This window comes from Citrobacter sp. CK194 (assembly GCF_030333395.1).
Classification (GTDB): Bacteria; Pseudomonadota; Gammaproteobacteria; order Enterobacterales; family Enterobacteriaceae; genus Citrobacter_B; species Citrobacter_B koseri.
On sequence record NZ_JAOWGA010000018.1, the window covers coordinates 1 to 24,911 of the forward strand.

Annotated in this window: 18 protein-coding genes and 1 rRNA gene; 13 read left to right on the top strand and 6 right to left on the bottom strand. The window is 55.2% G+C overall.

From position 1 onward, the window contains the following. Nucleotides 1-269 precede the first annotated feature (269 nt). Nucleotides 270-385 (top strand): 5S ribosomal RNA (rrf, locus tag OGX80_RS11790). A 258-nt stretch (nucleotides 386-643) separates the two neighbouring features. Here the strand turns inward: rrf and OGX80_RS11795 are convergent. After that, complete coding sequence (locus OGX80_RS11795) at nucleotides 644-1,081, bottom strand: acetyltransferase (protein WP_058668401.1); 438 nt, start codon at nucleotides 1,079-1,081, stop codon at nucleotides 644-646. A 156-nt stretch (nucleotides 1,082-1,237) separates the two neighbouring features. On the opposite strand from OGX80_RS11795, the gene metA reads away from it, so the two are divergent. The 4 genes from metA (at nucleotide 1,238) to aceK (ending at nucleotide 7,198) form a co-directional block, all read left to right on the top strand. Further along, nucleotides 1,238-2,167: a homoserine O-acetyltransferase MetA gene (gene metA, locus OGX80_RS11800; protein ID WP_012134677.1), complete on the top strand. Its 930-nt coding sequence runs from the start codon at nucleotides 1,238-1,240 to the stop codon at nucleotides 2,165-2,167. A gap of 268 nt (nucleotides 2,168-2,435) precedes the next feature. Further along, nucleotides 2,436-4,037, top strand: a complete 1,602-nt coding sequence (gene aceB, locus OGX80_RS11805) for a malate synthase A (protein ID WP_115182237.1) — start codon at nucleotides 2,436-2,438, stop codon at nucleotides 4,035-4,037. Nucleotides 4,038-4,068: 31 nt separating this feature from the next. Continuing rightward, nucleotides 4,069-5,373 carry an isocitrate lyase gene (aceA, locus tag OGX80_RS11810; RefSeq protein WP_024130843.1) on the top strand — a complete coding sequence of 435 codons (1,305 nt, stop codon included), beginning with the start codon at nucleotides 4,069-4,071 and terminating at the stop codon, nucleotides 5,371-5,373. Nucleotides 5,374-5,470: 97 nt separating this feature from the next. After that, on the top strand, nucleotides 5,471-7,198 hold the full coding sequence (gene aceK / locus OGX80_RS11815) for a bifunctional isocitrate dehydrogenase kinase/phosphatase (RefSeq protein ID WP_115182236.1): 1,728 nt from the start codon (nucleotides 5,471-5,473) through the stop codon (nucleotides 7,196-7,198). Nucleotides 7,199-7,281: 83 nt separating this feature from the next. Here the strand turns inward: aceK and iclR are convergent, their stop codons facing one another. After that, complete coding sequence (gene iclR, locus OGX80_RS11820; RefSeq protein WP_047459716.1) at nucleotides 7,282-8,106, bottom strand: glyoxylate bypass operon transcriptional repressor IclR; 825 nt, start codon at nucleotides 8,104-8,106, stop codon at nucleotides 7,282-7,284. Nucleotides 8,107-8,303: 197 nt separating this feature from the next. Here iclR and metH point away from each other — a divergent pair, with 197 nt between their 5' ends. Both metH and OGX80_RS11830 read left to right on the top strand, forming a co-directional pair. Next, entirely contained in the window at nucleotides 8,304-11,987 is a 3,684-nt protein-coding gene (metH, locus tag OGX80_RS11825) for a methionine synthase (RefSeq protein ID WP_112001367.1), read from the top strand. Nucleotides 11,988-12,213: 226 nt separating this feature from the next. Beyond that, nucleotides 12,214-13,845 (top strand): Na/Pi cotransporter family protein, encoded by a 1,632-nt coding sequence (locus tag OGX80_RS11830; RefSeq protein ID WP_115182235.1) that lies wholly within the window; start codon nucleotides 12,214-12,216, stop codon nucleotides 13,843-13,845. 116 nt (nucleotides 13,846-13,961) lie between these two features. Here the strand turns inward: OGX80_RS11830 and pepE are convergent, their stop codons facing one another. Next, complete coding sequence (gene pepE / locus OGX80_RS11835) at nucleotides 13,962-14,651, bottom strand: dipeptidase PepE (protein WP_012134669.1); 690 nt, start codon at nucleotides 14,649-14,651, stop codon at nucleotides 13,962-13,964. A gap of 227 nt (nucleotides 14,652-14,878) precedes the next feature. On the opposite strand from pepE, the gene rluF reads away from it, so the two are divergent. After that, nucleotides 14,879-15,754, top strand: a complete 876-nt coding sequence (rluF, locus tag OGX80_RS11840; RefSeq protein ID WP_012134668.1) for a 23S rRNA pseudouridine(2604) synthase RluF — start codon at nucleotides 14,879-14,881, stop codon at nucleotides 15,752-15,754. Here the strand turns inward: rluF and OGX80_RS11845 are convergent. The 3 genes from OGX80_RS11845 to lysC form a co-directional block, all read right to left on the bottom strand. Further along, nucleotides 15,751-16,023 (bottom strand): YjbD family protein, encoded by a 273-nt coding sequence (locus tag OGX80_RS11845; protein WP_012134667.1) that lies wholly within the window; start codon nucleotides 16,021-16,023, stop codon nucleotides 15,751-15,753. The two genes, rluF and OGX80_RS11845, sit on opposite strands and share 4 nt — an antisense overlap. Nucleotides 16,024-16,153: 130 nt before the next feature. Beyond that, complete coding sequence (gene panS / locus OGX80_RS11850; RefSeq protein WP_101744391.1) at nucleotides 16,154-17,092, bottom strand: ketopantoate/pantoate/pantothenate transporter PanS; 939 nt, start codon at nucleotides 17,090-17,092, stop codon at nucleotides 16,154-16,156. Between the two features lie 92 nt (nucleotides 17,093-17,184). Next, on the bottom strand, nucleotides 17,185-18,546 hold the full coding sequence (lysC, locus tag OGX80_RS11855) for a lysine-sensitive aspartokinase 3 (RefSeq protein ID WP_047459700.1): 1,362 nt from the start codon (nucleotides 18,544-18,546) through the stop codon (nucleotides 17,185-17,187). 430 nt (nucleotides 18,547-18,976) lie between these two features. Between lysC and pgi the strand changes: the two genes are divergently transcribed. The 5 genes from pgi to OGX80_RS11880 all read left to right on the top strand — a co-directional run bounded on the left by pgi (nucleotide 18,977) and on the right by OGX80_RS11880 (nucleotide 24,904). Beyond that, the gene (gene pgi, locus OGX80_RS11860; RefSeq protein ID WP_012134663.1) at nucleotides 18,977-20,626 is read left to right on the top strand and encodes a glucose-6-phosphate isomerase; all 1,650 of its coding nucleotides are present in this window, start codon (nucleotides 18,977-18,979) and stop codon (nucleotides 20,624-20,626) included. 459 nt (nucleotides 20,627-21,085) lie between these two features. After that, a complete protein-coding gene (yjbE, locus tag OGX80_RS11865) occupies nucleotides 21,086-21,328 on the top strand; it encodes an exopolysaccharide production protein YjbE (protein ID WP_012134661.1) in 243 nt (80 codons plus the stop codon). A gap of 107 nt (nucleotides 21,329-21,435) precedes the next feature. Then, the gene (locus tag OGX80_RS11870; protein WP_049012005.1) at nucleotides 21,436-22,074 is read left to right on the top strand and encodes a YjbF family lipoprotein; all 639 of its coding nucleotides are present in this window, start codon (nucleotides 21,436-21,438) and stop codon (nucleotides 22,072-22,074) included. Beyond that, nucleotides 22,071-22,808: a capsule biosynthesis GfcC family protein gene (locus OGX80_RS11875; protein WP_115182234.1), complete on the top strand. Its 738-nt coding sequence runs from the start codon at nucleotides 22,071-22,073 to the stop codon at nucleotides 22,806-22,808. The genes OGX80_RS11870 and OGX80_RS11875 overlap by 4 nt, the downstream gene beginning before the upstream one ends. Beyond that, nucleotides 22,808-24,904, top strand: a complete 2,097-nt coding sequence (locus tag OGX80_RS11880; RefSeq protein WP_071257660.1) for a YjbH domain-containing protein — start codon at nucleotides 22,808-22,810, stop codon at nucleotides 24,902-24,904. The genes OGX80_RS11875 and OGX80_RS11880 overlap by 1 nt, the downstream gene beginning before the upstream one ends. The last annotated feature ends 7 nt before the right edge of the window (nucleotides 24,905-24,911 follow it).

The following is a 24,911-nucleotide window of genomic DNA, read 5'->3' on the forward strand; positions in this document are numbered from 1 at the left end:
AGGCCGGGTGTGTAAGCGCAGCGATGCGTTGAGCTAACCGGTACTAATGAACCGTGAGGCTTAACCTTACAACGCCGAAGGTGTTTTGGCGGACTGAGAGACGATTTTCAGCTTTGATTACAGATTTTGCGAAAACGAAAGATTTTACGCTGAGACAAGGCGGCAAGCGAAGGAAAGGAAGGAGCATACACAGGTATGTGACTGAGTTTACGAGCGCAGCCAACGCAGTATCAGGGTAAAAGATTCGTTTTAAGGGCACAAAGAATTTGCCTGGCGGCCGTAGCGCGGTGGTCCCACCTGACCCCATGCCGAACTCAGAAGTGAAACGCCGTAGCGCCGATGGTAGTGTGGGGTCTCCCCATGCGAGAGTAGGGAACTGCCAGGCATCAAATAAAGCAAAGGGCTCAGTCGGAAGACTGGGCCCTTTGCTTTATCTGTTGTTTGTCGGTGAGCGCTCTCCTGAGCAGGACAAATCCGCCGGGAGCGGATTTGAACGTTGCGGAGCAACGGCCCGGAGGGTGGCGGGCAGGACGCCCGCCATAAACTGCCAGGCATTAATTAAGTGAAGAGGCCATCCTGAGGGATGGCCTTTTTGCGTTTATGCGTCCGGGCGCAGCCGGATGGCGGCTGCGCCTTATCCGGCCTACGTATGAACCAGATTCAATAACGGATACGGTCTGCCAAGATCGTCTACCTCTGAACGTCCTGTCACTTTAAATCCCATCTTTTTGTAGAACCCAACCGCTTGTTCATTCTGTTCGTTAACGTTGGTTGTTAACTCGGGGGCCAGCGTAAACGCATGCTCAACCAGCAATTTCCCTACGCCGCAGCCACGAACGTCGGGATCGACAAACAGGGCATCCATGTGCTGCCCGGTCAGCAGCATAAACGCGACAGGCTCATCCTGCTCTGTCACTGCCACCCATAACGGCGCTTCTGGTAAAAAAGAACGCACCAGCTCTTCCAGCTCGCTCCGATAGGATGCAGACAGAAAATGGTGCGTAGCATCAACAGAACGACACCAGATAGCAATCAGTTTTTCCCCTTCATCCTGCCGCGATCGGCGAATGCTAATAACCATATTATCTCCTTTTCTTTGTGCTTATATTCTATCGTAAACACCGCCGTGAAACTTTCTCACCTTCAACATGCAGGCTCGACATTAGAAGAATTTCTGGGTATCTTCAGCTATCTGGATGTCTAAACGTTTAAACGTATGTAGTGAGGTTATCAGGTTATGCCAATTCGCGTGCTGGACGAGCTACCCGCCGTCAATTTCTTACGTGAGGAAAACGTCTTTGTTATGACGACATCCCGCGCTTCTGGCCAGGAAATTCGTCCGCTGAAGGTGCTTATCCTCAACCTGATGCCGAAGAAGATCGAAACGGAAAACCAGTTCCTGCGCCTGTTGTCAAACTCACCGCTTCAGGTCGATGTTCAGCTCTTGCGGATTGATGCCCGTGAATCGCGTAATACACCGGCAGAGCATCTGAACAACTTCTACTGTAACTTCGAGGATATCTGCGATCAGAATTTCGATGGGCTGATTGTCACCGGCGCGCCTCTGGGTCTGGTGGAGTTTAATGATGTTGCGTATTGGCCGCAGATTAAGCAGGTGCTGGAGTGGGCGAAAGATCACGTCACCTCAACGCTGTTTGTCTGTTGGGCGGTACAGGCCGCGCTTAATATTCTCTATGGCATTCCGAAGCAAACCCGCACAGATAAACTTTCCGGCGTCTACGAACATCACATCCTTCATCCTCATGCTTTACTGACTCGTGGTTTTGATGATTCATTCCTTGCTCCGCACTCACGCTATGCCGACTTCCCGGCGGCGCTGATTCGGGACTATACCGACCTTGAGATCCTCGCGGAAACCGAAGATGGAGATGCCTACCTGTTCGCCAGCAAAGATAAACGAATCGCGTTTGTAACCGGTCACCCGGAGTACGATGCCCATACGCTGGCCAGTGAATATTTCCGGGATGTTGAAGCAGGTTTAAGTCCGAATGTACCGTACAACTATTTCCCGAAAAACGATCCGCAAAACAAACCTCGCGCGACCTGGCGCAGCCACGGTAATTTGCTGTTTACCAACTGGCTCAACTATTACGTCTACCAGATCACGCCATATGATCTGCGTCACATGAATCCAACGCTGGATTAATCTTCTGTAGCGCACGATCCTAAAGCGTTTCAGCATGTTGAAACAGGCACCTTCGGGTGCCTTTTTTATTTCTGAAATGCCGCTCATCTTGTAATTAAACTTTATTTTTATTGTTATCAATAAGTTAACTGATAATTAAATTAAAAATGGAAATTGTTTTTGATTTTGAAATTTAATTGAGTAGTCTTAGTTGTGCTGAACGAAAACCACACAACGATCCTTCGTTCGCATTGGGGATGTATTCGGATCAATGACGAGGAGCTGCATAATGAATCAACAGGCAACGACAACCGATGAACTGACCTTTACCAGGCCTTATGGTGAGCAGGAGAAGCAAATTCTGGCCGCAGAAGCGGTAGAGTTTCTGACCGAACTGGTGACGCGTTTTACGCCAAAGCGTAACAAACTCCTCGCTGCTCGTATTCAGCAACAGCAGGATATTGATGACGGTAAGTTGCCTGATTTTATTTCGGAAACAGCTTCCATTCGTGAAGGTGACTGGAAAATTCGCGGTATTCCTGACGATTTACAGGATCGTCGCGTGGAAATCACCGGCCCGGTAGAACGTAAAATGGTGATTAACGCGCTGAATGCTAACGTGAAAGTGTTCATGGCTGACTTTGAGGATTCACTGGCGCCGGAGTGGAGCAAAGTGATTGATGGCCAGATCAACCTACGTGATGCGGTGAACGGCACCATCAGCTACACCAACGAAGCCGGGAAAATCTATCAACTCAAGCCGGACCCGGCGTTACTGATTTGTCGCGTACGCGGTTTACACCTGCCGGAAAAACATGTGACCTGGCGTGGTGAAGCCATTCCTGGCAGCCTGTTTGATTTCGCTCTCTACTTTTTCCACAACTATAAAGCGTTGCTGGCAAAAGGCAGCGGCCCGTATTTCTACCTGCCGAAAACTCAGGCCTGGCAGGAAGCCGCCTGGTGGAGCGAAGTCTTCAGCTATGCCGAAGACCGTTTTAATCTGCCGCGCGGCACCATCAAAGCCACCTTGCTGATTGAAACGCTGCCTGCCGTCTTCCAGATGGATGAGATCCTGCATGCGCTGCGTGACCATATTGTTGGTCTTAACTGCGGCCGCTGGGATTACATTTTCAGCTATATCAAAACACTGAAAAATCACCCGGATCGCGTCCTGCCGGACCGTCAGGTGGTGACAATGGATAAACCGTTCCTCAGCGCCTATTCACGGCTGTTGATCAAAACCTGCCACAAGCGCGGTGCATTTGCGATGGGCGGCATGGCGGCGTTTATCCCGAGCAAAGACGCCGAGCGCAACAATCAAGTGCTCAACAAAGTGAAAGCGGACAAAGCGCTGGAAGCCAATAACGGTCATGACGGCACCTGGATCGCGCACCCGGGGCTGGCGGACACCGCGATGACGGTCTTTAACGAGGCGCTGGGCGAAAACCAGAACCAGCTGTTTGTTACCCGTGATGAAGATGCGCCCATTACTGCCGAACAGCTGCTGGCGCCCTGCGAGGGCGATCGTACCGAAGAGGGAATGCGCGCCAATATTCGCGTGGCGGTGCAGTACATCGAAGCATGGATCTCCGGCAATGGCTGCGTACCGATTTATGGCCTGATGGAAGATGCGGCAACGGCTGAAATCTCCCGTACCTCTATCTGGCAATGGATTCATCACGAGAAAACCCTGAGCAACGGCAAACCCGTCACGAAAGCGCTATTCCGCCAGATGCTGGCCGAAGAGATGCTGGTGATCCAGGACGAGCTGGGAGAGCACCGCTTCAGCAGCGGGCGCTTTGATGAAGCCGCGCGCCTGATGGAGCAGATCACTACCTCTGATGAACTGATCGATTTCTTGACCCTGCCAGGCTACCGCCTGCTGGCTTAACTCACCACATAACAATATGGAGCATCTGCACATGAAAACCCGTACCCAACAAATCGAAGAGTTACAGAAAGAATGGACGCAACCGCGCTGGGAAGGCATCCGTCGCCCGTATAGCGCGGAGGAAGTGGTGAAATTACGCGGCTCGGTCAACCCGGAATGTACGCTGGCGCAGCTTGGCGCGGCCAAAATGTGGCGTCTGCTGCATGGCGACGCGAAAAAAGGCTACATCAACAGCCTCGGCGCACTGACCGGCGGCCAGGCGCTGCAACAGGCGAAAGCGGGCATTGAGGCGGTCTATCTGTCCGGCTGGCAGGTGGCGGCGGACGCTAACCTGGCCTCCAGCATGTACCCGGATCAATCGCTGTACCCGGCAAACTCTGTTCCGGCGGTCGTGGATCGGATCAACAACACTTTCCGTCGTGCGGATCAGATCCAGTGGGCGTCCGGCATTGAGCCTGGCGATCCGCGCTTTGTCGATTACTTCCTGCCGATCGTTGCCGATGCGGAGGCCGGTTTTGGCGGCGTACTGAACGCGTTTGAACTGATGAAATCGATGATCGAAGCCGGTGCAGCGGCTGTTCACTTCGAAGATCAGCTTGCGTCGGTGAAGAAGTGCGGCCATATGGGCGGCAAAGTTCTGGTGCCGACGCAGGAAGCCATTCAGAAACTGGTGGCTGCGCGTCTGGCGGCTGACGTGATGGGCGTACCGACGTTGCTGATTGCCCGTACCGACGCGGATGCGGCAGATCTGATAACCTCCGACTGCGACGCGTACGACAGTGAATTTATTACCGGCGAACGCACCAGCGAAGGCTTCTTCCGCACGCGTGCCGGTATTGAGCAGGCGATCAGCCGTGGGCTGGCGTATGCGCCTTACGCAGACCTGGTGTGGTGCGAAACCTCCACGCCGGACCTTGAACTGGCGAAGCGCTTTGCCGATGCCATCCATGCGAAATACCCGGGTAAACTGCTGGCCTACAACTGCTCACCGTCGTTCAACTGGCAGAAGAACCTGGACGATAAAACCATCGCCAGCTTCCAGCAGCAGCTGTCGGACATGGGCTACAAGTACCAGTTCATCACCCTGGCGGGCATCCACAGCATGTGGTTCAACATGTTCGACCTGGCACATTCCTATGCGCAGGGTGAAGGCATGCGCCACTACGTTGAGAAGGTTCAGCAGCCAGAATTTGCGGCGGCCAAAGACGGTTACACCTTCGTGTCCCATCAGCAGGAAGTGGGGACAGGCTACTTCGACAAAGTGACCACCATTATTCAGGGTGGCACCTCCTCAGTGACGGCATTAACGGGTTCTACTGAAGAATCGCAGTTCTGATCCATGCCGGATGGCGCTTACGCTGATCCGGCCTACCCCGAACCGTAGGCCGGATAAGGCGCTTGCACCGCCATCCGGCAACCGATGAGGACAAACCATGTCGCGTGGCCTGGAATTACTGATTGCTCAAACCATCCTGCAAGGCTTTGACGCGCAGTATGGTCGATTTCTGGAAGTGACTTCCGGCGCGCAGCAGCGCTTTGAACAGGCCGACTGGCATGCCGTGCAGCAGGCGATGAAAAGCCGTATCCATCTCTACGATCATCACGTTGGTCTGGTGGTGGAACAGTTGCGCTGCATTACTGACGGCAAAAGCACCGATGCGGCTTTTTTACTGCGTGTCAAAGAGCATTACACCCGGCTGTTGCCGGATTACCCGCGCTTCGAGATTGCGGAGAGCTTTTTTAACTCCGTCTACTGTCGGTTATTTGACCACCGCTCGCTCACTCCCGAGCGGCTTTTTATCTTTAGCTCCCAGCCTGAACGCCGGTTTCGCACGATCCCGCGCCCGCTGGCGAAAGATTTCTTCCCCGATCACGGCTGGGAACCGCTGTTGACGCGTATTCTCAGCGATCTACCGCTGCGTTTGCCCTGGCAAAACAAAAGCCGTGATATTCATTACATCATTGCTCACCTGACGGAAACGTTCGGAGCGGAGGCTTTGCACCGCAGCCATTTGCAGGTGGCGAATGAGCTGTTTTATCGCAATAAAGCCGCCTGGCTGGTGGGGAAGTTGCTGACCCCTGCCGGCACGTTGCCGTTTTTGCTGCCGATTCATCGCACCGATGAAGGCGAACTGTTTGTCGATACCTGCCTGACCACCACGGCTGAGGCCAGTATCGTGTTTGGTTTTGCCCGTTCCTACTTCATGGTGTACGCGCCGTTGCCTGCCGCGCTGGTTGAGTGGCTGCGTGAGATCCTGCCAGGTAAAACCACCGCTGAGCTGTACATGGCGATTGGCTGTCAGAAGCATGCGAAAACCGAGAGCTATCGCGAGTATTTACTGTATCTGGCGAACAGCGATGAGCAGTTTATTGAAGCGCCCGGTATTCGTGGCATGGTGATGCTGGTGTTTACGCTGCCGGGCTTTGACCGGGTGTTTAAGATCATCAAGGATACGTTTGCCCCACAAAAGGAGATGTCGGCCGCCCATGTGCGCGCCTGCTATCAACTCGTTAAAGAACACGATCGCGTCGGGCGGATGGCCGATACGCAGGAGTTCGAGAACTTTGTGCTGGAGAAGCGGCGAATCGCGCCAGCGCTGATGACGCTGTTGCGCCAGGAGGCGCCGGAGAAAATCATCGACCTTGGCGATCAGATAGTGATTCGCCATCTCTACATTGAGCGTCGTATGGTGCCGCTGAATATCTGGCTGGAGCAGGTGGAGGGCCAGCAACTGCGTGACGCGATTGAAGAGTACGGCAATGCGATTCGCCAGCTTGCCGCCGCCAACATCTTCCCCGGCGACATGCTGTTTAAAAACTTTGGCGTCACCCGCCACGGGCGCGTGGTGTTCTACGATTACGATGAAATTTGCTATATGACGGAAGTGAATTTCCGCGACATTCCGCAAGCGCGCTACCCGGAAGATGAGCTGGCCAGCGAGCCCTGGTACAGCGTTTCGCCAGGGGATGTTTTCCCGGAAGAGTTTCGCCACTGGCTGTGCGCTGACCCAAGAATTGGGCCGTTATTTGAGGAGATGCACGCCGACCTGTTCCGCGCCGACTACTGGCGGGCGTTACAGACGCGTATCCGCGAAGGACATGTGGAAGATGTTTACGCCTATCGGCGCAAACAGCGGTTTTGCTTCAGATTTGCGGCTTGACGCCCGGTGGCGCTGCGCTTACCGGGCCTACACGTGACTGTAGGCTGGATAAGGCGCTTGCGCCGCCATCCGGCAAGCCTTGCTTATCTAAACCCGCCGTATGCCAGCGTGACTTCTTTCGCCGCTTTAATCACCATCGCGCCAAACTCGGTGACGCGATCGTCAGTGATGCGGGAAATCGGCCCGGAAATTGAGATCGCAGCAAACGGCTCGCGGTGCTCGTCGTAAATGCACGACGCAACGCAACGCAGGCCAAGCGCGTGCTCTTCATCATCAAAGGAATAACCGCGCTTGCGCGTCTGGGCGAGGTCGTCTTTCAGATGTACCGGCGACACCAGCGTGGCGTGGGTATAGGCATGCAGCCCTTTACGGTGCAGCAGGCCAGTCACCTGCTCTTCGCTGAGTTGCGCCAGAAACGCTTTCCCGGCGCCGGAAGCGTGCATTGGCAGTTTGCCGCCGATGGGCGCAGACATGCGCATCAGCTGTGTGCACTGTACCTGGTCGATAATAATCGCCTGGTGATCGCTCTGATCCAGTACCGCCAGATTGACCGTCTCACCGGAGTCTTCCATCAGTTTGCGCAGGATAGGATGGACAATCGCCAGCAGATTACGGCTCTGCAAAAAACTGCTGCCGACGATAAACGCATGGGCGCCCACGGCCCAGTGGCCCAGCTCTCCCACCTGCCGCACAAAGCCCTGCTGCTGCATGGTGGTTAACAAACGGTGTGTCGTGGAGTTCGGCAGGCCCGCCTGCTGCGCCAGTTCGGTCAGCGCGACGCTGCCGTTGGATTCGGCAATCCACTCCAGCAGCTTCAGGCCACGGGTCAACGACTGAACCTGCCCGGTTGCGGGCGCAGTGGCAGCGGCGGGTTTTCTACCGCGTTTCGCGGGGACAGGGGCAACCATGGCGGACTCCTTTTCTGTATCGTGGAAATCATTTTCGTTTTATTAAAATATAATGCAAGAATTCCTGCACTGATCGGAGGAGTGAAGCTGAACATGTCTCATGTTGCCCGTTGTTCTCTTTTCCGCCTGTCGTGTTTATGCCAGTATGGTTTGTTGGCCTTTTTTCGGTCCAGGTTGAGTGTTGTCGGGAGCAAGTCGTGAGCAGCAAAGTTGAACAACTGCGTGCGCAGTTAGATGAACGTATTCTGGTTCTGGATGGTGGCATGGGGACAATGATCCAGAGCTATCGCCTGAGTGAAGAGGATTTTCGCGGCGAGCGTTTTGCTGACTGGCCCTGCGATTTGAAAGGCAACAACGACCTGCTGGTACTCAGCAAGCCGGAGGTGATTACCGCGATTCATCACGCTTACTTTGAGGCGGGTGCGGATATCATCGAAACCAACACGTTTAACTCCACGACGATTGCGATGGCGGATTACCAGATGGAATCCCTGTCGGCGGAAATCAACTTTACCGCTGCGAAACTGGCCCGCGCCTGCGCCGATGAATGGACGGCGCGCACGCCGGAAAAACCGCGCTACGTTGCGGGCGTGCTTGGCCCAACCAACCGCACCGCATCCATCTCGCCGGACGTGAATGACCCGGCGTTTCGCAATATCTCCTTCGATCAGCTGGTCGCGGCCTATCGCGAATCCACTAAAGCGCTGGTGGAAGGCGGGTCAGACCTGATTCTGATTGAAACCGTCTTTGACACGCTGAATGCGAAAGCCGCCGTTTTTGCGGTGAAAGAAGAATTTGAAGCGCTGGGCGTCGAGCTGCCGATTATGATCTCCGGCACGATCACCGATGCGTCCGGGCGCACGCTCTCCGGCCAGACTACCGAAGCGTTTTATAACTCGCTGCGCCACGCCGAAGCGCTCACCTTTGGTCTTAACTGCGCGCTGGGGCCGGATGAACTGCGCCAGTATGTGCAGGAACTGGCGCGCATTGCCGAATGCTATGTCACCGCGCACCCGAATGCCGGTCTGCCTAACGCCTTCGGCGAATACGATCTTGATGCTGATACGATGGCGAAGCAGATCCGCGAGTGGGCGGAGTCGGGCTTTCTCAACATTGTCGGCGGCTGCTGTGGGACGACGCCGGAACACATTGCCGCGATGAGCCGCGCGGTTGATGGTTTAGCGCCGCGTAAACTGCCCGATATTCCGGTTGCCTGTCGCCTCTCTGGCCTTGAGCCGTTGAATATTGGCGATGACAGCCTGTTTGTAAACGTGGGGGAGCGTACTAACGTCACTGGTTCCGCTAAATTTAAGCGGCTGATCAAAGAAGATAAATACAGCGAAGCGCTGGATGTCGCCCGCCAGCAGGTGGAGAGCGGCGCGCAGATTATCGATATCAACATGGATGAGGGGATGCTCGATGCCGAAGTCGCGATGGTGCGCTTCCTCAACCTGATTGCCGGTGAGCCGGATATCGCCCGCGTACCGATCATGATCGACTCCTCAAAATGGGAGGTCATCGAAAAAGGGCTGAAATGCATTCAGGGTAAAGGCATCGTTAACTCCATTTCGATGAAAGAGGGCGTGGAAACCTTTATCCACCATGCGAAGCTGCTGCGTCGCTATGGTGCGGCGGTGGTGGTAATGGCCTTTGATGAACAAGGGCAGGCCGATACCCGCGCGCGTAAGATCGAGATTTGCCGCCGGGCGTACAACATTCTCACCAAAGAGGTGGGCTTCCCGCCGGAAGACATTATCTTTGACCCGAACATTTTTGCCGTAGCGACCGGTATCGACGAACACAACAACTACGCGCAGGACTTTATCGGCGCCTGTGAAGATATCAAACGCGAACTGCCGCACGCGCTGATCTCCGGCGGCGTCTCTAACGTCTCCTTCTCGTTTCGCGGCAACGATCCGGTGCGCGAAGCGATTCATGCGGTGTTCCTCTACTACGCCATCCGTAACGGCATGGACATGGGGATCGTCAACGCCGGGCAACTGGCGATTTATGACGACCTGCCCGCCGAACTGCGCGACGCGGTGGAAGATGTGATCCTCAATCGCCGCGACGATAGCACCGAGCGTCTGCTGGCGCTGGCGGAAAAATACCGTGGTAGCAAAGCCGATGATTCAGCCAATGCGCAACAGGCGGAATGGCGCAGTTGGGAAGTGAAAAAACGCCTTGAGTATTCGCTGGTAAAAGGCATTACCGAGTTTATCGAACAGGATACCGAAGAAGCCCGTCAGCAGGCGACGCGTCCGATCGAGGTTATCGAAGGGCCGCTGATGGACGGTATGAACGTGGTGGGCGACCTGTTTGGCGAAGGCAAAATGTTCCTGCCGCAGGTGGTGAAATCGGCCCGCGTCATGAAGCAGGCGGTGGCGTATCTGGAACCGTTTATTGAAGCCAGCAAAGAGCAGGGCTCCAGCAACGGTAAAATGGTTATCGCCACCGTGAAGGGCGACGTGCATGACATTGGCAAAAACATTGTTGGCGTCGTTTTACAGTGCAACAACTATGAAATCATCGATCTTGGCGTCATGGTGCCGGCAGAAAAAATCCTCAAAACCGCGAAAGAAGTGAATGCGGATTTGATTGGTCTCTCCGGCCTGATTACCCCGTCGCTGGATGAAATGGTCAACGTGGCGAAGGAGATGGAACGTCAGGGCTTCACCATCCCGCTGCTGATTGGCGGCGCGACCACGTCCAAAGCGCACACGGCGGTGAAGATTGAGCAGAACTACAGCGGCCCGACGGTCTATGTCCAGAACGCCTCGCGTACCGTGGGCGTCGTGGCGGCGTTGCTGTCTGAAACCCAGCACGATGAGTTTGTCGCCCGTACCCGTAAAGAGTATGAAACCGTGCGCATCCAGCATGCGCGTAAGAAACCGCGCACGCCGCCAGTGACGCTGGCCGCCGCGCGTGATAATGACCTGGCATTTGACTGGGAAAGCTATACACCGCCTGTCGCTCATCGTCTGGGCGTGCAGGACGTTGAGGCCAGTATCGAAACGCTGCGCAACTACATCGACTGGACGCCGTTCTTTATGACCTGGTCGCTGGCCGGGAAATATCCGCGCATTCTCGAAGACGAAGTGGTGGGCGAAGAGGCGAAACGCCTGTTTAAAGACGCCAACGACATGCTGGATAAACTGAGTGCCGAGAAGACGCTCAACCCGCGTGGCGTGGTGGGGCTGTTCCCGGCAAACCGTGTGGGTGATGATATCGAAATTTACCGCGATGAGACGCGTACCCATGTGCTGGCGGTCAGCCATCATCTGCGTCAGCAAACGGAGAAGGTGGGTTTCGCCAACTACTGCCTGTCTGACTTTGTTGCGCCGAAACAGAGCGGCAAAGAGGATTACATCGGCGCCTTCGCCGTCACGGGCGGTCTGGAAGAGGATGCGCTGGCAGAGGCATTCGAGGCGCAGCATGATGATTACAACAAGATTATGGTCAAAGCGATCGCCGACCGTCTGGCGGAAGCCTTTGCGGAATACCTGCATGAGCGGGTGCGTAAAGTTTACTGGGGCTATGCGGCGAATGAGAACCTCAGCAACGAGGAGCTGATCCGCGAAAACTATCAGGGGATTCGTCCGGCGCCAGGCTATCCGGCCTGCCCGGAGCACACTGAGAAGGGCACCATCTGGCAACTGCTGGACGTGGAAAAACACACCGGCATGAAGCTGACCGAATCTTACGCCATGTGGCCGGGCGCTTCCGTTTCCGGTTGGTACTTCAGCCATCCTGACAGCAAGTACTACACCGTCGCGCAAATACAGCGCGATCAGGTGGAGGATTATGCGCAGCGTAAAGGGATGACGGTCGCGGAGGTGGAGCGCTGGTTGGCTTCCAACCTGGGCTATGATGCCGACTAGTTCATAAAACTGTCATTTTTCCTTACAACAAACAGGGTGCTCATCGGGCGCCCTGTCTCTTTATTGTTTTGAAACCCTTATACTGGAAGAAGGTTCACGGGGCAGCTTGCCGGATGGCGGCGTAAACGCCTATCCGGCCTATAAATATCCCCGTAAGCCGGATAAGCGCAGCGCCATCCGGTAAAAAGGCTGAACATCATAATAATGATAAGGAGTACCTGATTCTGTGTTAACTCTGCTACACCTGCTTTCTGCTGTTGCCCTGCTGGTGTGGGGCACCCATATTGTGCGTACCGGCGTGATGCGCGTTTTCGGCGCCCGTCTGCGTACCGTTCTCAGCCGCAGTGTTGAAAAGAAACCGCTCGCCTTCTGCGCGGGTATCGGCGTTACTGCGCTGGTGCAAAGCAGTAACGCCACGACTATGCTGGTGACGTCATTTGTCGCCCAAGATCTGGTCGCCCTGACGCCTGCACTGGTGATTGTGTTGGGGGCCGACGTGGGGACCGCGCTGATGGCGCGTATCCTTACCTTTGATTTGTCATGGTTATCGCCGCTGCTGATTTTCATCGGCGTTATCTTCTTTTTGGGGCGTAAGCAGTCACGCGCCGGACAACTGGGGCGAGTGGGGATCGGTCTTGGCCTGATACTGCTGGCGCTGGAGCTGATTGTGCAGGCGGTGACGCCGATTACTCAGGCGAATGGCGTACAGGTCATCTTCGCCTCGCTGACCGGCGACATCATGCTGGATGCGCTGATTGGCGCCATGTTTGCCATCATCAGCTATTCCAGCCTGGCAGCCGTCCTGCTGACGGCCACGCTGACGGCGGCGGGTATCATATCGTTCCCGGTCGCGTTGTGCCTGGTCATCGGCGCCAACCTCGGTTCCGGCCTGCTGGCGATGCTCAACAACAGCGCAGCCAATGCCGCCGCTCGCCGCGTGGCGCTGGGCAGTCTGCTGTTTAAGCTGGTGGGCAGCCTGATTATCCTGCCGTTTGTCCATGTGCTGGCCGATACGATGGATGCGTTACCGCTGCCAAAATCCGAACTGGTTATCTACTTCCACGTTTTTTACAACCTGGCGCGGTGTCTGGTGATGATTCCGTTCGCCGAACCGATGGCGCGTTTCTGTAAACGTATTATCCGCGATGAACCGGAACTGGATGCCCATCTGAAGCCTAAACATCTGGATGTCAGCGCGCTGGACACGCCAACGCTCGCGCTGGCCAATGCCGCCCGGGAAGCGCTACGCATTGGTGATGCGATGGAGCAGATGATGGAAGGTCTGAAAAAGGTGATGCACGGCGAGCCGCGCGAAGAGAAAGAGCTGCGCAAGCTGGCGGATGATATCAACGTGCTTTACACCGCCATCAAACTCTATCTGGCGCGGATGCCGAAAGAGGAACTGGCGGAGGAAGAGTCGCGGCGCTGGGCGGAAATCATCGAGATGTCCCTGAACCTGGAGCAGGCCTCGGATATCGTCGAACGGATGGGCAGCGAGATTGCCGACAAGTCGCTGGCGGCGCGGCGGGCGTTTTCCATTGAAGGGCTGAAAGAGCTGGATGCGCTGTATGATCAGTTACTCAGCAACCTGCAACTGGCGATGTCGGTGTTTTTCTCCGGCGACGTCACCAGCGCCCGACGTTTGCGTCGCAGCAAACATCGTTTCCGTATTCTCAATCGTCGTTATTCACATGCGCATGTGGATCGCCTGCACCAGCAGAACGTACAGAGCATCGAAACCAGCTCATTGCATCTGGGACTGCTGGGCGATATGCAACGCCTGAATTCGCTGTTTTGTTCGGTGGCTTACAGCGTGCTGGAGCAGCCGGATGAAGACGACGTGCGGGATGACTATTGATTGCTGATTGCCGGATGGCGGCGTGAAATGCCTTATCCGGCCTACGTTATAAACACTATCCTGTAGGCCTGATAAACGTAGCGCCATCAGGCATTTTACATTCTACATGGCGACGATCAGAAGCGATGACCGGCTTCAAGAGGAACCGCTTCTTCACCCGCGTTGAACACATACGTCGTGTTCGGGCCGCCGAGCGTCGCCTGCCCCTTGCTCACCTGAATCCAGTTGCCTTCCGGCAGGCCAATCACCGTTAACTCTGGCGCGACCACCAGCAGCTCGCGAATACGCTGTTCGCGGGTTTCGCCTTTGTGACCTTCCGGCAACGCGTTAGTGAAGTGCGGGTTAATCTGCAACGGGAACAGACCCAGCGCATCAAATCCTTGTGGGTCAACGATTGGCATATCGTTGGTGGTGCGAATAGTCGGACAGGCAAGGTTCGCGCCCGCGCTCCAGCCGATATACAACGCGCCACGCTTAACGGCAGCCACGATGGGCGCCAGCAGCCCACGTTCACGGCTCTCTTTTAGCAACTGGAAAGTGTTCCCACCGCCGACAATCACCACTTCCGCATCGGCAATCGCTGCGACCGGATCGGCGACGCTATGAATACCGGTCACTGAAACGCCGAGCGGCGCAAGGACTGCGGCGGTTTTCGCTGTGTAGTCGTCCCAGGTTTGCGTGACGCCAGCAAACGGGAGAAACACCGCTGAACGGCGGCCATGCAGTTGTTCCGCCACCAGCGGCAGCGCGTGTTCCAGCCAGGCTTTTCCCGGCAGAGTGGAGTTACTCAATAACAGCAGTTCCATGACATCTCCAGTAATCAAAAAGTAAAAACATCCGTGATGCTACCACCGCTCATCTTACCGCTTGCTGATGTGGCTCACGATGTGGTTATCGATATTCTGGAACGCGTCTCGCAGGGGGATTTCGTGATGTCATCGACTTTATGAGCAGCGGTGAGCCGCACTCCTGTCATTCGACGCTTTTTCCCTGACCGCAAGGTGCGGTATATTTCGCTTTTACAGGAGAATTTATGCTGCCCGACTCATCTGTCCGATTAAATAAATACATCAGTGAAAGCGGAATTTGCTCGCGTCGCGAGGCGGATCGCTACATTGAACAAGGGAATGTCTTCATTAATGGCAAACGCGCCACCATTGGCGATCAGGTGATGCCTGGCGACGTGGTGAAGGTGAATGGTCGGTTGATTGAGCCGCGCGAAGCGGAAGATCTGGTCTTTATCGCGCTGAACAAGCCGGTAGGGATTGTCAGTACCACGGAAGACAGCGAACGCGATAACATCGTGGACTTCGTGAACCATAGCAAACGTATTTTCCCGATTGGCCGCCTGGATAAAGACTCCCAGGGGCTTATCTTTCTTACCAATCACGGCGATCTGGTCAACAAAATCCTCCGTGCCGGTAACGATCACGAGAAAGAGTATCTGGTCACGGTTGATAAGCCGGTAACGGATGACTTTATTCGCGGTATGGGCGCGGGCGTCCCGATCCTCGGCACGGTGACCAAAAAGTGCAAGGTGAAGAAGGAAGCGCCGTTTGTTTTCCGCATTACCCTGATTCAGGGGCTGAACCGCCAGATCCGCCGCATGTGCGAGCACTTTGGCTATGAAGTGACGAAACTCGAACGCACGCGCATTATGAACGTGAGTTTATCCGGTCTGCCGCCCGGCGAGTGGCGGGATCTGACGGATGACGAACTCATCGCTCTGTTTAAGCTGATCGAAAACTCTTCATCAGAAGCCAAACCGACGTCGAAGGCGAAAGCGAAGCCGAAAACGGCGGGCATTAAGCGTCCGGTGGTGAAAATCGAAAAAACCAATGAGAAAGCGCGCCCGGCGTCAAACGGAAAACGCTTTACCTCGCCGGGGCGGAAGAAGAAAGGGCGTTAACGTCTGCCGCGCGTCGGCGTATTGGCCGACCAGGAAAACGACGCCTCAGTATCTGGTTTATAAGCCTGCTTTTTCTTCAACTGGCGGGCTTTTTTGGCCTCTGCTTCGCGCAGCGCCATTAACTTATCAATGTACTCCTTTTTCACGCTGTTGGTTTCCGCATTCGTGAGCGGACGGCCATGTGCAATGCGCGCGCGGTCGAGCAGCGTTTTCAGTTCACGCTGCTCGCGCTCGGTCATCTCTTTTTGGGTGATGCGTGGGAGTGCCATAAATGTACCCTCGGTCAGTCAGATAACCCAGTGTACGGCAAAGTGCAGAGGCTGTGTAGGCCGGATAAGACGTTAGCCACCATCCGGCGACGTACACGGGTTGCGCCTGATGGCGCTACGCTTATCAGGTCTACACCTTCACCCTATCACGCGGCTTCTCGGCAATCGGCTTGCCTGACCAGTAACCGGCCAGCAGTGAGCCGGAGAGGTTATGCCAGACCGAGAACAGCGCGCCGGGGAGCGCGGCCAGCGGAGAGAAGTAAATTTTACCGAGCGCCGCCGCAAGGCCGGAGTTCTGCATTCCAACTTCAATCGCCAGCGTGCGGCAGGTGGACTCATCAAAGCCAAACAGGCGACCGCCCCAGTAACCGCCGAGCAGACCAATGGTGTTGTGCAGGATCACCGCCACAATCACCACAAAACCAACGGATGCGATATGCGAGGCGGAACCGGCCACCACTGCGCTGATGATCGCCAGAATGCACACCATTGAGAACGCAGGCAGATAAGGCTCCACGGTTTTTACCACGCGAGGAAACAGGTGGTGAATGACCAGCCCAAGCGCGATTGGAATCACGACGATCTGTAAAATGCTGAGCAGCATCCCCATCACATCCACCTGAATATGCGCATCCACATACAGGCGCGTCAGCAGCGGTGTCGCGACCACGCCAACCAGCGTGGAAACCGATGAGATAGTAACCGAAAGCGCCACATCCCCTTTCGCCAGATAGATCATGACGTTAGATGCCGTTCCGCTGGCGACGCTGCCCACCAGTACCATCCCGGCAGAGAGGTCCGGCGGCATGTTAAACAGTATCGCCAGTAGCCAGGCGGCGAGCGGCATCACCAGATAATGCAGGAAAATACCGGCAGCGACAGGCGCCGGGCGGGAAAGCACGCGTTTAAAGTCGTCGAGCTTAAGGTGTACGCCCATGCCGAACATAATCAGCATCAGCAGCGTGGTCACCCACGAGCCAATGGGGGTGAAGGTCGATGGCGTGTAATACGCAATAACAGAGAGCAGCAGCGCCCATAACGGGAACAGCCGGGTGATAACGGATAACATAATAAATTCCTTGCAGTATTGTCGTGTTGTTTAGTTATAAAAAAGCCGGGTTCGAGCCCGGCTATAGGTATTATTTATCGCGTGAGGAAATTTTATTCAAACAAATTATGATGAAGCTTCTGCACGACCTGCTCCGCTTCGGCGCCAGGCACCAGGAAACAGAGGTTATGGCTGGATGCGCCATAGCAAATCATGCGGATGTTGAACGGTTCCAGTACGCCGAACACTTCTTTACCGACGCCGCAGGCTTTAGACAGATCGTTGCCAATCAGCGCGACCAGCGCGAGATTTTCTTCCACTTCTACCCGGCATAGCGCGGAAAGCTCCATCAGCAAAGACTGCGTCAGCAGCGTGTCGCCCGTTGAAGTGGAACCGGTGGTATCCAGCGTCAGCGCCACGCTCACTTCCGAGGTGGTGATTAAATCTACGGAGATATTGTGCCGCGCCAGAATGCCGAACACTTCCGCCAGGAAACCACGCGAATGCAGCATATTCAGGCTGTGCAGCGTTAACAGCGTCTGTTTGCGACGTAGCGCCAGCGCGCGGAAGAGCGGTGGGTTTTGGGTTTTATTGCATACCAGCGTCCCGCCCGCTTTTGGATCTTTACTGGAGCCGACGAAAACCGGGATATCGCTGCGTACGGCGGGCAGCAGCGTTGCAGGATGCAGCACCTTCGCGCCAAAGGTCGCCATTTCCGCCGCTTCTTCAAAGGCGATTTCATCGATACGCTGCGCGGCAGGCACCACGCGCGGGTCGGTGGTGTAGATACCCGGTACATCCGTCCAGATATCGACGCGCGCCGCGTGCAGCGCTTCTGCAAGCAGCGCCGCCGTGTAGTCGCTGCCGCCGCGTCCCAGCGTCGTTGTGCGGCCTTTGCTTTCGCTGCCGATAAAGCCCTGGGTGATGACCAGACCCTCTGCCAGGCGTGGGGCAAGCTGTAGCGTGGCCAGCTCCGACAGCGCTGCGATATCCGGTTCCGCGCGGCCAAAACGATCGCTGGTGCGCATCACCTTACGCACGTCAAACCACTGCGCCTGAATATTGCGCTCGCGCAGGATCTCCACAAACAGCAGGGTGGACATCAGCTCGCCGTGACTCACCAGCTCGTCGGTCAGGGCCATTGACGTCGCCAGTGAAGCCGCTTCGGCAAGCGTGGTAATGTTTTCCAGCAGACGCTCGATCTCTTCGCGGATAACGTTCGGGTAACGCAGACGCTCCAGAATATCGAACTGAATTTTACGGATGGCGTCGAGTTTTTCGAAGCGCTCTGGCGGTTCCAGCCCTTCTGCCAGCGCTACCAGCAGATTGGTGACGCCCGCAGAGGCGGAAAGCACCACTAAGCGTGCGTTAGCATCGGAAAGCACCACGTCGGCGCTGCGGTTCATGGCGTCAAAATCGGCGACGCTGGTTCCGCCAAATTTGGCGACGACGAGCGGGGAAACAGCAGTTGTCATATCAACCTCGTGTCAGGGAATGAAAAAAGCGACCATGGCACAAGGGCAGAACAGAAACCGGTGCAGGCGCAAATACCGTATTTATAAATAAAATGTGTGGCTGGGACTGTCAACGCCGGGATTATGCGGATTTTTTATGCTGTCCTGGCCCTCAGTAACAGTGCTTATAACGACTATACCCGTCATACTTCAAGTTGCAGATGTGTTGGCTGCACTCAGAAACCCCAGTCACATAGTTATCTATGCTCCTGGGGATTTCTTCCCTTGCCGCCTTCCTGCAACTCGAATTATTTAGGGTATATACTTTTCGCTGCTTTTTATCCGCGTTTGATTCGCGTTCGGGCTAACGGCACTAAAACAATCACACTTTTTTGTGACTGGCGTTACAATCGATCTCAGTCACAATTCTCAAATCAGAAGAGTATTGCTAATGAAAAACATCAATCCGACGCAGACTTCTGCCTGGCAGGCACTACAAAAACACTACGACGACATGAAGGACGTTACTATCGCGGATCTTTTCGCGAAAGATAGCGACCGTTTTACCCGATTTTCCGCGACGTTTGACGATTTGATGCTGGTGGATTTCTCTAAAAACCGCATCACCGAAGAGACGCTGGCGAAATTGCAGGATCTGGCGAAAGAGACCGATCTGGCCGGTGCGATTAAGTCCATGTTCTCTGGCGAAAAAATCAACCGTACCGAAGACCGTGCCGTGCTGCACGTTGCGCTGCGTAACCGTAGCAATACCCCGATTATCGTTGACGGCAAAGATGTGATGCCGGAAGTGAATGCGGTGCTGGAGAAGATGAAAGCCTTCTCTGAAGCGATTATTTCAGGTCAATGGAAAGGTTACACCGGTAAAGCGATCACTGACGTGGTCAACATCGGTATCGGTGGTTCCGACCTGGGGCCGTTCATGGTGACTGAAGCGCTGCGCCCGTACAAAAACCATCTGAATATGCACTTTGTGTCTAACGTCGATGGCACCCACATCGCCGAAGTGCTGAAGAAAGTAAACCCGGAAACCACCCTGTTCCTGGTGGCGTCTAAAACCTTCACAACGCAGGAAACCATGACCAACGCCCACAGCGCGCGCGACTGGTTCCTGAGCACCGCAAATGATGAAAAACACGTCGCGAAACACTTTGCGGCGCTTTCCACTAATGCAAAAGCGGTGGGTGAGTTTGGTATCGACACCGCCAACATGTTCGAGTTCTGGGACTGGGTCGGCGGTCGTTACTCTCTGTGGTCGGCGATTGGCTTGTCTATCATCCTGTCCGTCGGCTTTGACAACTTCGTTGAACTGCTGTCCGGCGCGCATGCGATGGATAAACACTTCTCCACAACACCGGCTGAGAAAAACCTGCCGGTGCTGCTGGCGCTGATCGGTATCTGGTACAACAATTTCTTTGGCGCAGAAACCGAAGCGATTCTGCCGTACGACCAGTATATGCACCGTTTTGCGGCCTACTTCCAGCAGGGCAATATGGAGTCCAACGGCAAGTATGTTGACCGTAACGGCAATGCCGTAGACTACCAGACTGGCCCAATCATCTGGGGTGAACCGGGCACCAACGGCCAGCACGCGTTCTACCAGCTGATTCACCAGGGGACGAAGATGGTGCCTTGCGACTTTATCGCCCCGGCGATAACCCATAACCCGTTGTCCGATCACCATCAGAAACTGCTGTCTAACTTCTTCGCTCAGACCGAAGCGCTGGCGTTCGGCAAATCCCGCGAGGTGGTTGAGCAGGAATATCGCGATCAGGGGAAAGATCCGTCTCAGCTTGAGCATGTGGTGCCGTTCAAAGTGTTCGAAGGCAACCGCCCGACGAACTCCATCCTGCTGCGTGAAATCACGCCGTTTAGCCTGGGGGCGTTGATTGCGCTGTATGAGCACAAAATCTTCACTCAGGGCGCGATCCTGAACATCTTCACCTTCGACCAGTGGGGCGTTGAGCTGGGCAAACAGCTGGCTAACCGTATCCTGCCGGAACTGGGTGATGATAAAGCGATTTCCAGCCATGACAGTTCAACTAACGGTCTGATTAACCGTTATAAAGCATGGCGTGCCTGATGGCGTAACGCCCGGTGGCGCTACGCTTACCGGGCCTACAAATGGTGCGTCCTGTAGGCCGGATAAGGCGTTCCGCCGCCATCCGGCAGAAAAGTGATATATCTGCAATTAAAGCCGATATTATTATCGGCTTTTTTTATAAGATAATTCCGGTTGTCTGTGCTATTCCGCAAAAATTTATATTGAGCTTAATCCTAAAATAATGAATGACCCGTAAGTTACTCGGTGTTATTTTCAGAGTATACGGATAATAAATATTGCATTGTTTTATTTTAATATGATGTTTTTAAAACATATTTAATTAGCATATAAATGCCATTCCAGCCAAAAGTTTAATTATCCTAAAACCGCCTCGCTATTTAGACCTGTCGCAATCCACATGCTTTAGTTGTGTATACTCGATCCCGCCTGAATCGTTTTTCGGGTAAATCTCCATTCATTCAATGAAGGGATATTGTGATGAAAAAAGCTCTGTATGGCATTTTTGCCATATCTGCGCTTGCGGCGACTTCTGTCTGGGCCGCCCCCGTTCAGGTGGGTGAAGCAGCAGGGTCGGCGGCGACGTCGGTATCAGCGGGAAGTTCCTCCGCGACCAGCGTCAGCACCGTAAGCTCGGCGGTGGGCGTCGCTCTGGCGGCGACCGGCGGTGGCGATGGTTCTAATACCGGAACCACTACCACCACAACCACCAGTACCCAGTAACACCGGTACGTTTAATCATAACCACACTTCGGTGTGGTTATTTTAGCTTGCCTGAGCCTGTGGGACTTCCTGGCCGGGGCCTCCCGGCAATAATGCGGAGAAGAGTCGTGAAGCGACCTGGAATTATCATCATTTGCCTGCTGTTACAGGCTTGCTCAGCCACCACTAAAGGTCTGGGTAATTCGCTGTGGGACAGTCTGTTCGGTACGCCGGGCGTACAACTGACGGACGATGACATTCAAAACATGCCTTATGCCAGCCAGTACATGCAGCTCAATGGCGGGCCGCAGCTGTTTGTGGTGCTCGCTTTCGCAGAGAACGGGCAGCAGAAATGGGTGACGCAGGATCAGGCCACCATCGTGACCCAGCATGGTCGCCTGATTAAAACCCTGCTCGGCGGCGACAATCTGATCGGTGTGAATAATCTGGCGGCTGACCCATTGGCCAGACCGGCACAAATCGTAGATGGCGCAACGTGGACGCGCACGATGGGCTGGACGGAACATAAACAGGTGCGTTACGCCACCGCCCGCTCGGTCTTCAAATGGGATGGCACTGACAGCATTAAGGTCGGTAGCGATGTAACCGCCGTTCGCGTACTGGATGAAGAGGTTACAACCGACCAGGCGCGCTGGCATAACCGCTACTGGATCGATAGCGAAGGGCAAATCCGCCAGTCGGAACAGTATCTGGGGGCGGACTACTTCCCGGTGAAAACCACGCTCATTAAGGCGGCAAAACAATGATGAAACAGACCATTGCAGCGCTGGCCCTGAGTTTGTGCGCTTCCTCATCTTTTGCCGCAGGCACCGTGAAGGTGTTTGCCGCAGGCAGCACTGAACCGAAGACGCTCACCGGCGCGGAACATCTGATCGATCTGGTCGGGCAGCCGAGACTGGCGAACAGCTGGTGGCCTGGCGCGGTTATCAGCGAAGAGCGGGCTACCGCCACGGCGCAGCGCCAGCAGCAGGAATTATTGAGCCGCCTGGCTGCGTTTGGCGCAGAGAAAAGCGGAGATGACGCCGCCGCAATCAATACGCTGCGCCAGCAGGTGCAGACATTGAAAGTGACTGGCAGACAGCTCGTTAACCTTGACCCGGATACCGTGCGCGTCAGCGAACGGGGCAATCCGCCGTTGCAGGGCCATTACACGCTGTGGGTTGGCGGGCAGCCGACAGATATTACGCTGTTTGGATTGGTTAGCCAGCCGGGTAAACGGCCCTTCAGCCCGGGGCGGGACGTAGCCAGCTACCTTGATGAGCAAAGCCTGCTCAGCGGGGCGGATCGCAGCTATGCGTGGGTTGTCTATCCCGACGGACGCACGCAGAAAGCGCCGGTCGCTTACTGGAATAAGCGTCACGTTGAGCCGATGCCAGGCAGCATCATTTTTGTCGGTCTTACGGATTCTCTATGGAGCAACACGCCGGATGCGCTTAACGCCGACATTCTTCGTACTCTGACGCAGCGGATACCCGAATAATGAAAAAAACACATCTGCTCAGCTTACTGGCGCTGGGCATCAGCGCAGCCTGCCATGCCGAAACATATCCGGCCCCCATTGGGCCGTCACAATCTGACTTCGGCGGCGTGGGGCTGCTGCAAACGCCAACGGCGCGAATGGCGCGGGAAGGGGAGATGAGCCTGAACTATCGTGATAACGATCAGTATCGCTACTACTCCGCGTCGATACAGTTGTTCCCGTGGCTGGAAACCACGCTGCGCTATACCGACGTGCGTACCAGACAATACAGCAGCGTGGAGTCGTTTTCCGGCAACCAGACCTACAAAGACAAAGCCTTCGACCTGAAACTGCGGTTATGGGAAGAGAGCTACTGGATGCCGCAGGTGGCGGTCGGCGCAAGGGATATCGGCGGGACGGGGCTGTTCGATGCGGAATACATTGTGGCGAACAAAGCCTGGGGGCCGTTTGATTTCTCGCTCGGTCTTGGCTGGGGTTATCTGGGCACCAGCGGCAACGTGAGCAATCCGTTTTGCTCATACAGCGATAAATTCTGTCACCGCGATAACAGTTATAAACAGGCCGGTTCCGTCAACGGCAGTGATATGTTCCACGGGCCAGCGTCGCTGTTTGGCGGGGTGGAGTATCAAACGCCCTGGCAGCCGCTGCGCCTGAAACTGGAGTATGAAGGCAACAATTATCAGCAGGATTTCGCGGGTAAGCTGGAGCAGAAGAGCAAGTTTAACGTCGGCGCCATTTACCGCGTCACCGATTGGGCCGACGTTAACCTCAGCTATGAACGCGGCAACACCTTCATGTTTGGCGTGACGCTGCGGACAAACTTCAACGATTTGCGCCCATCGTATAACGATAACGCGCGACCGAAATATCAGCCTGAGCCGCAGGACGCCATCCTGCAACACTCGGTCGTCGCTAACCAGTTGACGCTGCTGAAATACAACGCCGGACTGGCGGACCCTAAAATTCAGGTGAAAGGCGATACGCTGTACGTCACCGGCGAGCAGGTGAAATACCGTGACTCGCGGGAAGGGATCGAACGCGCGAATCGGATCGTCATGAACGATCTGCCAGAAGGGGTTCGCACGATCCGCGTGACGGAAAACCGTCTCAATATGCCGCAGGTCACTACGGAAACCGATGTCGCCAGCCTGAAACGCCATCTGGAAGGCGAGCCATTAGGACACGAGACCCCACTGGCGCAAAAACGTGTGGAGCCGATCGTGCCGGAAACAACCGAGCAGGGTTGGTATATCGATAAATCGCGCTTTGATTTCCATATCGATCCGGTGTTGAACCAGTCTGTCGGCGGCCCGGAAAATTTCTATATGTACCAGCTTGGCGTGATGGGGACGGCGGATCTGTGGGTAACGGATCATCTGCTTACCACCGGCAGTTTGTTTGCCAATATCGCCAACAATTACGACAAATTTAACTACACCAATCCACCGAACGATTCGCATCTTCCGCGTGTGCGTACCCATGTGCGTGAATATGTGCAGAACGATATCTATGTGAATAACCTGCAAGCCAACTACTTCCAGTACCTCGGCAACGGTTTCTACGGCCAGGTTTACGGCGGTTATCTGGAGACCATGTACGGCGGCGCAGGGGCGGAGGTGCTGTATCGCCCGGTCGACAGCAACTGGGCGTTTGGTCTTGACGCTAACTACGTGAAACAGCGTGACTGGCGTAGCGCGCAGGATATGATGAAATTCACCGATTACAGCGTGAAAACCGGCCACTTGACCGCCTACTGGACGCCGTCGTTCGCGCAGGATGTGCTGGTGAAAGCGAGCGTCGGTCAATATCTGGCTGGCGACAAGGGCGGTACGCTGGAAATCGCGAAACGCTTTGACAGCGGCGTGGTGGTTGGCGGCTATGCCACGATCACCGATGTGTCGCCGGACGAGTACGGGGAAGGGGATTTCACCAAAGGCGTGTACGTGTCGGTACCGTTGGATCTCTTCTCGTCCAGCCCAACCCGCAGCCGCGCAGCGATTGGCTGGACGCCGCTGACGCGTGACGGCGGTCAGCAGCTTGGCCGGAAGTTTGGTCTGTACGATATGACCAGCGACCGCAACGTGAATTTCCGCTGATCGAGCC

What these genes read in the sequence shown, in the direction of transcription:
- lysC (WP_047459700.1), bottom strand. Translation starts at nt 18,546, where the DNA reads ATGACAACTGCTGTTTCCCCGCTCGTCGTCGCCAAATTTGGCGGAACC.
- panS (WP_101744391.1), bottom strand. Translation starts at nt 17,092, where the DNA reads ATGTTATCCGTTATCACCCGGCTGTTCCCGTTATGGGCGCTGCTGCTC.
- pepE (WP_012134669.1), bottom strand. Translation starts at nt 14,651, where the DNA reads ATGGAACTGCTGTTATTGAGTAACTCCACTCTGCCGGGAAAAGCCTGG.
- rluF (WP_012134668.1), top strand. Translation starts at nt 14,879, where the DNA reads ATGCTGCCCGACTCATCTGTCCGATTAAATAAATACATCAGTGAAAGC.
- OGX80_RS11880 (WP_071257660.1), top strand. Translation starts at nt 22,808, where the DNA reads ATGAAAAAAACACATCTGCTCAGCTTACTGGCGCTGGGCATCAGCGCA.
- pgi (WP_012134663.1), top strand. Translation starts at nt 18,977, where the DNA reads ATGAAAAACATCAATCCGACGCAGACTTCTGCCTGGCAGGCACTACAA.
- metA (WP_012134677.1), top strand. Translation starts at nt 1,238, where the DNA reads ATGCCAATTCGCGTGCTGGACGAGCTACCCGCCGTCAATTTCTTACGT.
- iclR (WP_047459716.1), bottom strand. Translation starts at nt 8,106, where the DNA reads ATGGTTGCCCCTGTCCCCGCGAAACGCGGTAGAAAACCCGCCGCTGCC.
- aceK (WP_115182236.1), top strand. Translation starts at nt 5,471, where the DNA reads ATGTCGCGTGGCCTGGAATTACTGATTGCTCAAACCATCCTGCAAGGC.
- yjbE (WP_012134661.1), top strand. Translation starts at nt 21,086, where the DNA reads ATGAAAAAAGCTCTGTATGGCATTTTTGCCATATCTGCGCTTGCGGCG.
- aceB (WP_115182237.1), top strand. Translation starts at nt 2,436, where the DNA reads ATGAATCAACAGGCAACGACAACCGATGAACTGACCTTTACCAGGCCT.
- OGX80_RS11795 (WP_058668401.1), bottom strand. Translation starts at nt 1,081, where the DNA reads ATGGTTATTAGCATTCGCCGATCGCGGCAGGATGAAGGGGAAAAACTG.
- aceA (WP_024130843.1), top strand. Translation starts at nt 4,069, where the DNA reads ATGAAAACCCGTACCCAACAAATCGAAGAGTTACAGAAAGAATGGACG.
- OGX80_RS11845 (WP_012134667.1), bottom strand. Translation starts at nt 16,023, where the DNA reads ATGGCACTCCCACGCATCACCCAAAAAGAGATGACCGAGCGCGAGCAG.
- OGX80_RS11875 (WP_115182234.1), top strand. Translation starts at nt 22,071, where the DNA reads ATGATGAAACAGACCATTGCAGCGCTGGCCCTGAGTTTGTGCGCTTCC.